Annotated in this window: 13 protein-coding genes and 1 tRNA gene; 9 read left to right on the top strand and 5 right to left on the bottom strand. The window is 59.3% G+C overall.

The window, feature by feature from the left end; translation table 11 throughout:
* Window positions 1-206: 206 nt before the first annotated feature.
* Window positions 207-1,187 carry a glycosyltransferase gene (locus HALTADL_RS14140; RefSeq protein ID WP_089670989.1) on the bottom strand — a complete coding sequence of 327 codons (981 nt, stop codon included), beginning with the start codon at window positions 1,185-1,187 and terminating at the stop codon, window positions 207-209.
* Entirely contained in the window at window positions 1,180-2,217 is a 1,038-nt protein-coding gene (locus HALTADL_RS14145; RefSeq protein WP_089670988.1) for a DUF354 domain-containing protein, read from the bottom strand. Before HALTADL_RS14145 ends, HALTADL_RS14140 begins: the two co-directional genes overlap by 8 nt.
* A 396-nt stretch (window positions 2,218-2,613) precedes the next feature.
* On the opposite strand from HALTADL_RS14145, the gene HALTADL_RS14150 reads away from it, so the two are divergent.
* Window positions 2,614-3,459 (top strand): AAC(3) family N-acetyltransferase, encoded by an 846-nt coding sequence (locus HALTADL_RS14150; protein ID WP_089670987.1) that lies wholly within the window; start codon window positions 2,614-2,616, stop codon window positions 3,457-3,459.
* A 187-nt stretch (window positions 3,460-3,646) separates the two neighbouring features.
* Here the strand turns inward: HALTADL_RS14150 and HALTADL_RS14155 are convergent, their stop codons facing one another.
* Together HALTADL_RS14155 and HALTADL_RS14160 are read right to left on the bottom strand one after the other, a co-directional pair.
* Entirely contained in the window at window positions 3,647-5,419 is a 1,773-nt protein-coding gene (locus tag HALTADL_RS14155) for a nitrite/sulfite reductase (RefSeq protein ID WP_089670986.1), read from the bottom strand.
* Window positions 5,420-5,504: 85 nt separating this feature from the next.
* Window positions 5,505-5,828, bottom strand: a complete 324-nt coding sequence (locus HALTADL_RS14160) for a hypothetical protein (RefSeq protein ID WP_089670985.1) — start codon at window positions 5,826-5,828, stop codon at window positions 5,505-5,507.
* A 254-nt stretch (window positions 5,829-6,082) separates the two neighbouring features.
* On the opposite strand from HALTADL_RS14160, the gene HALTADL_RS14165 reads away from it, so the two are divergent.
* The 4 genes from HALTADL_RS14165 (at window position 6,083) to HALTADL_RS14180 (ending at window position 8,338) form a co-directional block, all read left to right on the top strand.
* Complete coding sequence (locus HALTADL_RS14165) at window positions 6,083-6,289, top strand: hypothetical protein (protein WP_089670984.1); 207 nt, start codon at window positions 6,083-6,085, stop codon at window positions 6,287-6,289.
* A gap of 342 nt (window positions 6,290-6,631) precedes the next feature.
* Window positions 6,632-7,291: a DUF7119 family protein gene (locus HALTADL_RS14170; RefSeq protein WP_089670983.1), complete on the top strand. Its 660-nt coding sequence runs from the start codon at window positions 6,632-6,634 to the stop codon at window positions 7,289-7,291.
* Between the two features lie 87 nt (window positions 7,292-7,378).
* Window positions 7,379-7,452, top strand: a tRNA-Lys gene (locus HALTADL_RS14175).
* A 271-nt stretch (window positions 7,453-7,723) separates the two neighbouring features.
* Window positions 7,724-8,338: a hypothetical protein gene (locus HALTADL_RS14180; RefSeq protein ID WP_089670982.1), complete on the top strand. Its 615-nt coding sequence runs from the start codon at window positions 7,724-7,726 to the stop codon at window positions 8,336-8,338.
* A gap of 26 nt (window positions 8,339-8,364) precedes the next feature.
* Here HALTADL_RS14180 and HALTADL_RS14185 read toward each other — a convergent pair whose 3' ends face one another.
* Window positions 8,365-8,832: a deoxyuridine 5'-triphosphate nucleotidohydrolase gene (locus tag HALTADL_RS14185; protein ID WP_265472958.1), complete on the bottom strand. Its 468-nt coding sequence runs from the start codon at window positions 8,830-8,832 to the stop codon at window positions 8,365-8,367.
* Between the two features lie 178 nt (window positions 8,833-9,010).
* Between HALTADL_RS14185 and HALTADL_RS14190 the strand changes: the two genes are divergently transcribed.
* The 4 genes from HALTADL_RS14190 (at window position 9,011) to HALTADL_RS14200 (ending at window position 13,134) form a co-directional block, all read left to right on the top strand.
* Complete coding sequence (locus tag HALTADL_RS14190) at window positions 9,011-10,981, top strand: aconitate hydratase (RefSeq protein ID WP_089670980.1); 1,971 nt, start codon at window positions 9,011-9,013, stop codon at window positions 10,979-10,981.
* 243 nt (window positions 10,982-11,224) lie between these two features.
* Window positions 11,225-11,392, top strand: coding sequence for a hypothetical protein (locus HALTADL_RS17475; RefSeq protein WP_162551739.1), 168 nt, complete (start codon window positions 11,225-11,227; stop codon window positions 11,390-11,392).
* A gap of 90 nt (window positions 11,393-11,482) precedes the next feature.
* Complete coding sequence (tnpA, locus tag HALTADL_RS14195) at window positions 11,483-11,863, top strand: IS200/IS605-like element ISHla16 family transposase (protein WP_012659656.1); 381 nt, start codon at window positions 11,483-11,485, stop codon at window positions 11,861-11,863.
* Window positions 11,860-13,134, top strand: a complete 1,275-nt coding sequence (locus HALTADL_RS14200) for an RNA-guided endonuclease InsQ/TnpB family protein (RefSeq protein WP_012659667.1) — start codon at window positions 11,860-11,862, stop codon at window positions 13,132-13,134. The genes tnpA and HALTADL_RS14200 overlap by 4 nt, the downstream gene beginning before the upstream one ends.
* The last annotated feature ends 49 nt before the right edge of the window (window positions 13,135-13,183 follow it).

Raw genomic sequence — 13,183 nt, forward strand, 5'->3', positions numbered from 1 at the left:
CTGTAACCATCTCTGAAGCGGGTTAAACTGATGGTCCAACTGCAAAGTAAGCGATCTCATATTCGACCACATAAAATAAACGTAATCTGGTATATTTGTCTAATTACCAGATAAATATTATTTTACTTGGGTATCACAGCGTATCCAAACGGCGGTTCGGTTCCGGGTGTATCGGTCAGCGAGAACTCGGTCGTATCATGGCTATCTCAGGCGTCGACCGCACGCCGATAGACCTCGACGAGGCGGTCGATCTGCCTATTGAGACTGATCTCACTGATGATGTCGCGTCCGTTGGACCGCTCGCCAGCGCGGATGATCTCGACAAGCGAATCAGTGAGGTCGCTGTCATCGGTGTGGACGGCCGACGGCGAGACACCGGTAAGCCGGTCGGCGACGTCGCCGACGTCGACCGAAACGACGGGAAGGTTACACGCCATTGCCTCTTTGATCGAGTTCGGCGACCCCTCCCGGTGTGAGGTCAACAGCAACACGTCGGCGGCGTTCATGTAGGTGTACATCTCCTCGTGGGGAACGCCGTCGACCGTGTGGAGTTCGAGGGGACCGTCGAGTTGCTGGGCGGCGGCAGCAACAATGCGTTCGGCCCGTGGATAGTTCTTGACGTCGCGAGTCGGGGGGTACGGAAACAGAACGTGGGTCGCTTCGGGATCCCAGCCGAGGTCGGCCTGACAGGCAGACTGTGGCTCGGGCCGGAACCGGTCGAGATCGATCCCGTGGGCGATAACGTGACAGTCACGGTCGAGTTCGGCGGCCATCTCCTCGGACATGACGATCACCTCGTCGGCGGCCCGAGCCGACCACCGGCTGACCAGACTGTAGGTGCCGAACAGATCACTCCCCCACAGTTCGACGACAGTCGGATGGAACCACTGGAGTACCGCGGGTGGGGCCGACAATCCGTAGTTCGCGTGAACGATATCGTACTCGCCGCGGCTCGCACGCAGTGCCGCGGCGTAAAACCGAGCATAATCAGTGATCTGTCTGGAGCCTGAACCGTTGGTTCCGTCCGGGACGGTGACGGTGTCGACGGTAAATCCACGCTCTCTGAGACGGTTGACCTGTTGGAGATAGAATCTGGCACGGTGGTTCGTGACGAGGCTCAACACCCGAAGTTCGGCAGTCTCATTGGCGACCGACTCCTGCTGTGTCGGGTGTGTGGCCTCATTCATTGGCGGCCTCATCGATCACATCGAGCATGTAGTCGGTGACGTCGACCGTTTCTTCGAGCAGTTCGTCCCGCCGACGGTCCCACGTCTCGCTCGCGTCGGGCGAGGTCGCCAGCTCGATGGCACGGTCGTGGGCAACCTCGATATCCTCGATTGACTCGACGAGGCCGCGCTCTTCGAGTTGGACGAAGACGCCGAGAACGCCGTCGGTAGCATGGGAGTTCGCCCGAATTGTCGGCGTGCCGAGCAGTGCGGCCTCGGTCGCCATCGTCTCGCTATCACCGACCAAGAGGTCCGCAAACGCCAGCAGCTGGTGGATCTCCTCCGGTGGAACCGGAGCTTCGTACTCTGCGAGTTCCGGCGGCAACGGCCGCTCGGAGCTGATGTAGACCGTGCCGTAGTCCGATAACGCTTCGACGAGCCGCTGTTTGCCGGCGGGCGAAAAGCCGTCGCGCGAGACGTCGTGGTGGGCACCCATCGAGACGAATCGGAGCACGAAGTATGGCTCGTCGGGGTCGACGCCGTACTGGCGGAGTCGGTCGCTGTCCGGCGTAAACCAGTTGGGGTGGAGATAGGCCAACTCGTCGAACCCGTTGTGGAACCGATGTTTCTCGCCGTTATCGTGTGTGTAGTGTTCGGGCGTACACCAGTAGTCGACGAAGGGAGCGATCAGCTTCGAGACTTTCCAGGCGTACTCGGTGTCGGTAAAGACGATGCTTTTGGCCCCGGTGAGCGCCGCCGCATGGACGGCCGATGGCAGCGCCCGGCTGACGATCACATCCGGGTCGAATTTGTGGGCGAATCTGACCGTTCGGAACTCACGAAGCGTCCACTCCGAAACCAGTGCCGCCGTGCTCGTTCCTTTGGTCGAAAGCACCGTATGCTCGATTCCGTACGCGTCAAGCAGTGCTGTCGTCACCTCCTTGTTTCGGGAGGTGACCGCAACACTGTGGCCGTCGGCCGCAAGCGTTCTGATCGCGTTTTTGAACAGATGGACGTGGGCTGGATGAGTGACATCGAACTGAATTCGCATCACCAATCACTATCCGACTGTTCGGTGTTGCTTCCCCATCGGTCCGCACTACTCAGCCGACCGGTCGACGAGAAACGTCTCGTCGTCTCTGAATTATCGAGTGGCATGCGTATCATACTCCATACGGTGTCCCTCCCGGTGTTTGTTATAGTCCACCTACCGGAGTACGACCCCTCACGGAGCCACGTCGACCAGCCGTCATCGATACGAACCCGCGGTCGGTGTTACCGTAACCAGTTCGCTATGAGACACAACTAGTAACGTACCAGTTGGAACGTGCGTAGAAAGATAAAAACGGTGACAGAACGTAGAGGGAAGAACACAGTTACTCAGGCTGTCGGGTGACGTAATGGGGGTTCGTCATTGCGGTCGATTACGCTGAGAATTCTTCACACCATGACGACAGATACAAACAGCAGTTTTCGGACCGGTCGACACGCTATCCAGCGGGTGACACACCTCCCGGAGACGGCATGGTGTAGCGCCAAACACTACGCATTAAAACGGTTCCAACAGCCGTGTGGTCCGGTGGACGAGGCCGTCTTGGATGCGGTTCTCGAACAGTACGCCGACAGTGATGTGGTGTTCGTCCATATCGGTTTGAGCGATATTAAAACGGCCCTCCAGCGGAACCCATACGAGGCGATCATGGCGAAACTCGAGGCCAACTTCGAGTCGATACTCACACCGGGGTTTACGCGGTCGTTCCGTGAAACCGGTGTGTTCGATGTCCAAGAGACGCCGCCGGAGCTCGGTGCCTTTGCCTCGCTGTTTTTCACCGACGCGACGTATCGGACGGGGGATCCGATCCATTCGATCCTCGTCGACGGGGCCTATCGGTTCGATGGCTGTACGGTCAGAGACACGTTCTCGCCGGAGGGCTGTTACGGGCAGTTGAGTGCGGATAACATTCTCTACCTGAATATTGGGACGCCGTGGCTGATCTTGACACAGCTCCACTACATCGAGCGAGTGTGTGACGTTCCTTACGTCGATACTATCGGGATCGAGGGGGAACTCCGAACGAACGGGACGACCGAGCAGATCACACAGCGAAACTATACGAAAAACAGTTCGCTCTACTTTTGGAACCGGTATGGACTTCGTGATGACATGGTTTCGGCAGGCGTCATGGACCACCACTCGCTCAATGGGCTGAACGTCATGGGGGTTCGGGCCGGTGAGATGGAATCGTTTCTCGAATCCCAAATCGAAACCGACCCTTACTATCTCGTTCGGTAGCGAGGCAGTCAGTCGACCAGCGAGAGGCAATCGGGAGCGGTGACGCTGTCAGTCGGTGTCGGTCGGCTGTTCGGTGCCGGGTGTCGGTGCTCATCCGATGGCCGAGTAGCCGTCGACTACCGACCGTATCTCCACTCTACAGCTATTGCTCAGGCCACAAAAATAAAAAAGAAAACGCGGGCCCCAGTTAGTCGTCAGCCGGCGCGATGGAGTTGCCCTCGCCGTCGGTCGGCGCTGGCGAGTCATCCATATCGTCGTTGTCGGCGTATGGGTACCACGTCATCTTCGTGTTGTGCATGTAGGGGTCATCGTAGCTGGTCTCTTCGGGCTCGATGAGTGCTTCGAGTTCCTCCTCGTCTTGGCGGGCGATGAACGTCCGGAACGTCTCGTCGCCCTCGCGCTGGTCTTCGAAGCTCGCAAGGAGGTTCTCGATTGCACCGGGAACTTCGTCGACGGGGACGCGCTGGCCGACCCACTCCGCAAAGTGTGGGTTCTCGCCAAGCCCGCCGCCGAGACCGATATCGAGTGCCTCGACCGGTTCGCCGTCCTTCCGGGTCTTCATCCCACGGAGAGAGATATCGGCGATCTGCGGCTGGGCACAGGATGCGGTACATCCAGAGAGGTGGATGTGGAAGTCCTCGACGCCCTCTGGGAGGTCGACGTTTTGCTTCAGCCATCGCGCGTAGCGGACCTGTCGGTTCTTCGTCTCGACAATCGAGAGCGAACAGAACTCGGTGCCAGTACAGGCGACCGAACCACGCATGAATGGATGTGGATCCGGCGAGTAGTGCTCAAGGAGGTCCTCTTCGAGCAGATCGTCGAGATCCTCTTCGGGCACGTCGGTGATCATCACGTTCTGTCGCTGGCTGACGCGGACCTCGCCGGAGCCGTACTGTTCGGCAAGTTCAGCGAGTTCTTTCGTGTCTTCGGCACCCATCCGACCAACGAGGACGTTGAGTCCGACGTAGTACTTACCGTCACGCTGTTCGTGAACGCCGATCAGGTCGCCGTGTTCCTCGCCGCCCGCGTTGTAGGTGTACTGCTCGCGGAGGTCGACGCCTGCGGTTTCGAGTTCGAAGTCGACAAAGTCGTCCTGGAGGGTCTCGCGGAACTTCTCTGGTCCCCACTCGTCCATGAGGAACTTGATGCGGGCGTTGTATCGGTTCTCGCGGTCGCCGTGTTCATTGAACAGCGACGAAATGCCAGCGGCGACATCTGCGGCGTTTTCGGGTCGCGTGAAGACATCGAGCTGTCGGGCGATACGTGGCTCGTTACGGGAGAGCCCGCCACCGACAGCAACGTTGAAGCCGCGGACTTCCTCGCCGTCGATCTCTTTATAAGCGGGTTCAAGCGCCAGATCGTTGATGTCACCCTGGCCGGAGCCATCAGGTGCGCCAGTGACCGAGACCTTCCACTTGCGGGGAAGATTCGAGTGATCGTCGTTGCCCTTGAAGCGGTCGTTGAGTTCCTGGATCACGGGCCAGGCGTCGACAAACTCCGGGGCCTTGCCAGCCATCGGGTTGCCGACGATGTTGCGCCACGAGTCACCACAGGCCTGTTGGGTCGAAAGACCGTTTGCTTCGAGCTTTTCGAAGATCTCCGGAATGTCTTCGATCTTGATCCAGTGGAGCTGGATCGACTGGCGGGTCGTCCAGTCGACGTAGGCGTCGCCGAACTCGGGGTTGGTGCCCGGACCGGTGGCGTACTCCTCGGCGATCTCGGCGACGACTTCAGTTTGTCCCGGTTCGAGAACGCCGTTGGGCGTCCCGATCCGCATCATGAAGTAGCTTTCTTGGCCGTTGCGCTGGTGGTACAGTCCCCACCATTTGAAGCGCTCGAACCACGCGTCGCTCTCGTCGTCCGGAATCGCGTCCCATCCGTCCTCTGCAAATCGATAGAGGTGCTCACGGATCTCGTTGCCGTAGACCTCAGATTTCCATCGCTCAACGTCGGTTGGCATACTAGACTTCTATATCCCCATACCTAAACAGCCGCCTGCCGCGTCAACCCTCCCCGGTGCTTTCGTATACCGGGTATTGTTGCTGCTACTTGCCCGTTCGGCGTTCAATCGGGCGCATGATGATGTTCTCGCGGTCGTAGCCCTCGTACGTGCCTTGGCGGATGGTACCGACCGGAAGCTTGCCGGGGACACCGCTTTCACCGCAGGCAATGCATTTACCGTAGGTCGTCACCGCAACATCACTGCCGTCGGCGCTGACTCCGGTGAACCCCTCGGCGATGAAGTCGACGAGGTCACAGTCGCAGAAATCAGGGGCATCGAGCCGCCACAGTTCACTCACGCTGACGCGTCGCTGATCGTTCACCGACAGCCACGCACCGTCATCGAGAATGCGAAGGGCGACACTCATTGGGGTTGGGTAGGTTCCCCACAGGTGTGTATCAGTCGTCTACAGCAATCACTGACCGCACCGATGACACCAGATACAAATCAGAATCGACCGTAGTCAGGTGGTTTCGGAGCTATTTCGGCGTCGGTAATAGGGGCAACAGTCTCCTGTATCACAGAGCGCGGGCCAGTGTTACAGGTTAGGTCGTGGTTAACCGTGATGGGACTGTAGGAATACTCGATGAATGCAGCAACAACCGGCACGGAGGAGAACCAATGAGCGATAACGATACCGACCACTTAGCGAATCTCTCCGATGGGGCCGGCTGTGCAGAAGTCTGGGAACACCTCTCCGAACAGCGCGAAGACGCCGCAGCTGACGCCGACAGCGAGTCGGACGACGACGAGTCAGTCGACGCTGAAACGGGCGACGCCGACAGCGAGTCCGACAGCGAGAAGGAAGCCGCCGCCCCCTGTCCGTAACGGTCGCTGATTCGATAGCCTGCCTCCGATCCAATATATATGCTGTCTGTGGGTCTCGGAGGCAGTGACGGCCTGCCCACTGAGTGAGCCACCTCTCCCGTCGACCGGTCGACGTGACAGGTCCATCCGGGCCAGTGAGGCAAGCAGCATCCGACAGTGATTCGAATTTTGGGGTGAATTGCAATGGATCAGGAACGGAGTCTGCCCCAATCCACGAAAAACGCTTTGAAGCCGATAGCTGTTTGCTCTACTGATGAATGAGTGGAGCACGTGGTGTCGGCGCGTCGACAGGGCAACGAGTGAACGCGATACTTTTACTGAATGCGACCATTAGCCGGGGCAATGAGTGAGGAGTACGGCTCTGAACGGGAGACGCCAGTTGGAACGCCGGTGGTTCGAGCGGATCCAGAGATCACCGGCGAGCGGGCCGCCGAGGTAGTCAGTTTCGATCCTGACGATCCCGACAGCGTCGACGAAGCCGCCACGGTCGTCCACGAGTTCGCAACGGGTGCGGTCGGTGGCAACGACCACGTGTTGATGCTTCGTGGCGCGGCCGCGTGTGCGGCACTCGTTCGCGGGGTCGGCTCGTATAAGGCCGCCGCAGAGAAGGCCGGTGAGGGGGTCACGATCTCGTTTATCCGGAAATGGGCGCGGGTTCACGATCTGCCCCAGTCGATCCGTCGACACGTCGCCCGCGGTCATATCGCGCCGACAGCAGCCAAACACATCGCCCGCGTCCCAGCCGAAGATCGATATCTTCTCGCGTGGGCGAGTTTGGATGCGGAGCTCACCGTGCGGGATATTCGGTCGGTTGCCAGCGCGGTCAACAACGGCACTGATGTTGAGACTGCACTTCAGGACCACGGCATAACGCCCGGTCGACTCTCCATGGAGCTTCCGTCGAAGCTGTACATCGAGCTTCGACACCGAGCCTCGATGACGAACCGCGCGCCCGGAGACGTGGTGGCCGACGCGCTCGCGGACTACTTTGCGGAGGAGTAGTCTGTCAGTCGACGGGATTGTGTGAGGTGGAGTCGTAGCGGCGATTGATGTAAACCCTTATTAATGCGTGTAGGCAAGTCAGGATGAGGGCTGGTAGCTCAGTTAGGGAGAGCGTCTGGCTTTTAACCAGACGGTCGGGGGTTCAACTCCCTCCCAGCCCGCTTCTGCGACGAACAACGTGAGGAGCGAAGCGGCTACGGAGGGCGTTGAACCAGGGAGCGAACGCAGTGAGCGAGTGAGGTTCAACTCCCTCCCAGCCCCGTCGACATCGCGTTCAGATTCCTGTCGACACTCGTCCGGTAACAGATTCTGTTTACATACTGTAGCATCGGGCGAAACCAGAACGTCAGACACGTACGAGGGATTTTTTACCACATAGAACGAACAGTTATCTACAGAGAGTCGACTGCACTGACCAAAAGGACCCACACGATGAGCGACACTGGCACCCCACCGGACGACAGCCCGTTTCTGGCCCCAGCCGAGGCCACAGACCGGGAGGTACCCACACCCGAAGAGATCGAGGAGTCGACAGATACCTCGGTCATCGAACCGGTCGAAGTACTGCTCAAGGGGTTCGTGACGCTGTTCACGCGTGGGGACGAGATCGATCTCGAAACGATTCGGGAGCGAACGACCGTCAGAAACGTTGTCAACTATCGCGAGATCGACAAGCAGCTTGATCCGGGCTGGGCAGTCGACCCCGAGATCGTCAAATTCGGCGATGAGTCGCTGGCCGACGCCCTCGTGTTTAGCCACTATCAGCGGTCATATGACGTGATCCTCAAACCGGTCGACATCTTCGTGCCGACCGACGAGATCGAACTGTTCATCCACGACCGTCGACGCGGGATTCGCCACCGCCTCGTCCAAACGACGCCCTCGCTGGACAGGGCGCTCGAACACACCGCCTCGAAGCTCACCCACAGCCATTTCAACCCCGATGCGCCGTATCTCGCCTCGCTGGTGGCCGACGAGGAGGCGCTCGACGTCGACCCCGAGGCAGTGGGGGAACTCGACGACGACCTCCGGCTGAAAACCGACTGAGACGGACTGTTTGACAGCACCCCGTCTCAGTCGACGTTCTCGCCCTGATAACTCCCGTCGTAGGTTCCGTCGTGGTCAGCCTCTGCGAAGACGATCTGGGCGATGCGTGCGCCCTGCTCGATCTCGATTTCGTGGTGGACTTCAAGCAGACCCTCACCTTTGCCCTCGTAGCCCGCATCCCAGACCGCAGTGTGGAGCATACAGGAGTTGCGCATCAGCGAGGAGCGAGGATATATAAATCCGATATGCTCCTCGGGTATATGGACGGTCTCGCCGTACTGGACGATGTAGGCTCCCGGCTCAAGTGTGAAGGTGCCGTCGACCGGCTCGACCTCCTCGCGGTCGCCGATCTCCTTGCCGTCGCGGCCGATCCGGCCTGTGCCTATCTGTTTATAAATCTTCGCAGCCGTGAGGTCGACGCCGTTCGGCTGGAGCTGTGTGTCAGCAATTGGGGAGATATGCTGGCCAACGAGCGCGCCGGATTCGAACATAATCGGCACTCTGTCGGTGTGGCCTAAACCTTACCGAGTTCCGATGGGTTCGAACGCTTGAAAAACGTCGACAATAGGCCGGTGAATCTGAACAATCTGACAGTTGCGGCTGTATTCCACACGGTTAACAGTCGAGAAATACGCGGGATTTATACCCGCGTAGGGACCATCAGCGAACGTTATGGGACAGACGCTTACAGAGAAGATCCTCGACGATCACCTCGTCGAAGGGGAGCTCACCCCCGGCGAAGAGATCGGTATCGAAATCGACCAGACGCTCACCCAGGACACGACTGGGACGATGGTCTGGCTCCAGTTCGAGGCGCTCGGCCTCGAAGACGTCCAGACTGAGCTAGCCGCCCAGTACTGTGACCACCAGACCTATCAGTTCGACTTTAAAAACACCGACGACCACCGCTTCCTCCGCTCGGCGGCTGGCACCTTCGGCGCACACTTCTCCCGACCCGGCAACGGTATTTGCCACAACGTCCACAAGGAGAACTTCGCCGCGCCCGGCAAGACGCTGCTCGGCTCCGACAGCCACACGCCAACCCCCGGCGGTCTCGGCCAGCTCGCAATCGGTGCGGGTGGTCTCGACATCGCCGTCGCCATGGGTGGCGGCGCCTACTACGTTGAGATGCCGGAAGTCGTCAACGTCCGACTTGAAGGCGAGCTCGAGGGCTGGGCCTCCGCGAAGGATGTCATCCTCGAGATGCTCCGCCGCCTGAGCGTCAAGGGTGGCGTCGGCAAGGTCTTCGAGTACACCGGTCCCGGCGTCGAGTCGCTCACCGTCCCCGAGCGAACGACGATCACCAACATGGGAACCGAACTCGGAGCCACCTCGTCGATCTTCCCAACTGACGAACAGACACAGGACTACCTCGACCGCGTCGGTCGACCCGAGGAGTTCGTCGACCTCTCGGCGGACGAGGACGCCGAATACGCCGACGAGATCGTCATCGACCTCGGCGAGCTTGAACCCCTTATCGCCTGTCCGAGCATGCCTGACAAGGTCGTGCCCGTCGACGAAGTCGCCGGCGAGCGCGTCGAGCAGGTCATGATCGGCTCCTGTACCAACGGCAGCTACGAGGACATCCTGCCGGGCGCGAAGATGCTCAAAGACCGCGAGGTCGCCAAGCACACCGAGATGATTATCGCGCCTGCATCCAAGCAGTCCGCGGAGATTCTCGCCCGTCAGGGCTGGGTCGCCGAACTGATGGCCGCCGGTGTCAACTTCTCGGAGGCGACGTGTGGTGCCTGTATCGGCATCGGTCACGTTCCGGCTTCGGACTCCGTTTCGCTGCGTACCTTCAACCGCAACTTCGAGGGTCGCTCGGGGATCGAAGACGACAACGTCTACCTCTGCTCGCCGCAGGTTGCGACCGCCGCAGCCATCGCCGGCGAAATCGTCGACCCACGGGACCTCGCCGAGGAACTCGGCGACCTCGAAGCCCCAGAGATCGAACTGCCCGAAAAGTACGACGGCTCGAAGGCCGACCTCATCTCGCCGGACAACGCCATCGACGACGAACTCATCAAGGGCCCCAACATCGGTGACGTGCCGCTGAAGGACCCCCTCGGAGACACCGTCGGCGGCGAGACCATCCTGAAGATGGATGACAACATCACGACCGACCACATCATTCCCGCCACGGCAGACATCCTGAAATACCGGTCGAACATCGAGAAGCTCTCGGAGTTCACCCTCTCGCGTGTCGACGATTCGTTCGCCACCCGAGCCAAGGAGTCGCCCGGCGGCGTGCTGGTCGCTGGCGAGAACTACGGCCAAGGCTCCTCGCGTGAACACGCAGCCCTCTGTCCGATGTATCTCGGCATCGAGGCCGTGTTCGCCCAGAGCTTCGCCCGCATCCACAAGGCGAACCTGTTCAACTTCGGGATCGTCCCGTTGGCAATCGACGAAGAGACCTACGCGAAGATCGAGCAGGGCGACGACATCGAGATCGTCGACGACATCGGCGACGGTGTCCGAGACGGTGACGAGGAGTTCACCTGCAGTGTCAACGGCGAGTGGGAGTTCACCGCCGAACTCGACGCCTCCGAACGCGAGCGCGACATCCTCGCCGCCGGTGGCAAGCTCTCGTGGACCAAACAGCAGGCAACCGAAGGCGGCTCGGCTCCGGCTGACGACTGAATAGGTCGCAACTCAGTTTCTTTTATTTTTCCGACGAAGAACGGTAGTGCTGGATTTCGCCTATGCTATCAGCAGCGGAACATATGTTTCAAAGAAGTACTGTCGAAGTCCGATTCATAAATTTGACACAATAGACGTAGTACCCTATCGAGCGGAGCAGCCACTCTCTGGTACAGTAAATATTTAGCCGTGGTTGCTATAGCAACTGTCAGTCTATCAATTCTCTCTGTAGAACACCCGATAATGAACAAGACACCACACCCTGATCTCTCTCCGACCGAGGAGATACGGATTCTCCACGTCGACGACGAACCGGATTTCGCGCGGATGGTTGCACAGAATCTCGAACGTGAAAGCGAGCAGTTTACTGGAAATTCGAGGCGAAAGCCTCGCCCTTCAGGGCGGGGATGAAGCCGACCAACAGTATTCAACCGCCGACGATGGCATAGACGGGGTTTCCAACGCAATCATTAAGCCGTCCGACCGTGATAGTATGCATAGATGGTGAAGAGTACCCGTCACGCGAAATACGAACTCTACTACCACATAGTGTTCGTGCCGAAATATCGGCGTTCGCACCTGACGGGGAAGACGAAGGAACGTCTCGAATCCATCTTCGCGGAAATCTGTGAGGACAAGGGCCTCGAACTGGCCGAGTCCGAGGTCATGCCCGACCACGTACACCTGTTCATCGGGAGTCCACCGAAGAACGCCCCGTCGCTCATCGTCAACTGGGTGAAGGGCATCTCCGCCCGCAAGTACAACCAGCGGTACGACGACCGCGTGAAGTGGACTCGTTCGTACTACGTCGGAACAGCGGGAAGCGCCTCGAAGGGCGCTGTCGAACAGTACATCGCTGAACAGGAGGGTGACGACGAATGAAGCGTGCCAACACTTTTGAGGTCGTGCCACAGACCGAGAACGACAAAGAGTGCCTCCTACGGCTACTCGATGCATCCGCTTCTCTGTGGAACGAACTGACCTACGAACGTCGTCAGAACTACTTCGGTGACGGCGACGTGTGGGACACTTCCGAGTACCGAGGACGCTACAACGGCGTCGTCGGAAGCGCGACTGTTCAACAGGTCACGCGCAAGAACAGCGAAGCGTGGCGGTCGTTCTTCGCCCTCAAGGAGAAAGGCGAGTACGCCAACCCACCGTCGTACTGGGGCAACGAGGAGGACGGACGCGAACTCCGTACCTACATCCGATGCAACCAGTACACGATTGAGTGGGGGAAACGTAGCCGTCTCGAAATCCCTGTCGGGCAAGAACTGAAAGACGAATACGGACTCGGCTACCACGAACGACTCCGCCTCGAAGTCCGAGGCAACCCGAAGTGGGACGGCAAACAGGGTCGTCTGGAACTTGAGTACGACGAGGTTAGCGACACGTTCAGGGCTTTTCAACCAGTCACCGTACCTGATTCTCGACTGGATTCACCACTGGCTTCGGAAGAAGCCGCCCTCGACGTTGGAGCGAACAATCTCGTCGCGTGTTCCACGACTACTGGGAACCAGTACCTCTACGACGGTCGTGAGTTGTTCGGACGGTTCCGCGAGACGACAGACGAAATCGCCCGCCTACAGTCGAAACTCCGAGAGGGTCGCTACTCCTCGAATCGGATTCGACGGCTGTACCGACAGCGGACGAAGCGTCGTGACCATGCACAGAACGCGCTGGTGCGCGACCTCGTTGAACGGCTGTACGATGAGGGCGTGGCGACGGTGTACGTGGGCGACCTGACAGACGTGCTGGAAGCGCATTGGTCGGTCAGGGTGAACGAGAAGACGCACAACTTCTGGGCGTTCAAGAAGTTCATCCACCGTCTCGCGTGCGTCTGTGAGGAGTACGGCATCAGCCTCGAAACCGAGTCGGAAGCGTGGACGAGTCAGACGTGTCCCGAGTGTGGCGACCACGAGAAGACGGTTCGCCACGAGGATACGCTGACGTGTCCATGTGGCTTCGAGGGGCACGCCGACCTCACGGCGTCAGAGACGTTCCTTCGGGAAAACAGCAATTGCGAAATCAGGCCGATGGCACGGCCCGTGCGATTCGAGTGGGACGACCACGACTGGTCGGGGAAACTATACCCTCACGAAAGTCCCAAAGAAGTGCGCACGAACCCGCAAGTTGCCTCCGTGGGTCGGTAGCCGAACCCTCAACGGAGGAATCCTCGCGCTTTAGCGCGGGGAGGATGTC

The sequence above is a fragment of the Halohasta litchfieldiae genome (genome assembly GCF_002788215.1).
Lineage (GTDB): Archaea > Halobacteriota > Halobacteria > Halobacteriales > Haloferacaceae > Halohasta > Halohasta litchfieldiae.

Excerpts from the sequence above, each read along its gene's own strand:
- HALTADL_RS14140 (WP_089670989.1), bottom strand. The coding sequence starts at position 1,187 with ATGAATGAGGCCACACACCCGACACAGCAGGAGTCGGTCGCCAATGAG.
- HALTADL_RS14145 (WP_089670988.1), bottom strand. The coding sequence starts at position 2,217 with ATGCGAATTCAGTTCGATGTCACTCATCCAGCCCACGTCCATCTGTTC.
- HALTADL_RS14150 (WP_089670987.1), top strand. The coding sequence starts at position 2,614 with ATGACGACAGATACAAACAGCAGTTTTCGGACCGGTCGACACGCTATC.
- HALTADL_RS14155 (WP_089670986.1), bottom strand. The coding sequence starts at position 5,419 with ATGCCAACCGACGTTGAGCGATGGAAATCTGAGGTCTACGGCAACGAG.
- HALTADL_RS14160 (WP_089670985.1), bottom strand. The coding sequence starts at position 5,828 with ATGAGTGTCGCCCTTCGCATTCTCGATGACGGTGCGTGGCTGTCGGTG.
- HALTADL_RS14165 (WP_089670984.1), top strand. The coding sequence starts at position 6,083 with ATGAGCGATAACGATACCGACCACTTAGCGAATCTCTCCGATGGGGCC.
- HALTADL_RS14170 (WP_089670983.1), top strand. The coding sequence starts at position 6,632 with ATGAGTGAGGAGTACGGCTCTGAACGGGAGACGCCAGTTGGAACGCCG.
- HALTADL_RS14180 (WP_089670982.1), top strand. The coding sequence starts at position 7,724 with ATGAGCGACACTGGCACCCCACCGGACGACAGCCCGTTTCTGGCCCCA.
- HALTADL_RS14190 (WP_089670980.1), top strand. The coding sequence starts at position 9,011 with ATGGGACAGACGCTTACAGAGAAGATCCTCGACGATCACCTCGTCGAA.
- HALTADL_RS17475 (WP_162551739.1), top strand. The coding sequence starts at position 11,225 with ATGAACAAGACACCACACCCTGATCTCTCTCCGACCGAGGAGATACGG.
- tnpA (WP_012659656.1), top strand. The coding sequence starts at position 11,483 with ATGGTGAAGAGTACCCGTCACGCGAAATACGAACTCTACTACCACATA.
- HALTADL_RS14200 (WP_012659667.1), top strand. The coding sequence starts at position 11,860 with ATGAAGCGTGCCAACACTTTTGAGGTCGTGCCACAGACCGAGAACGAC.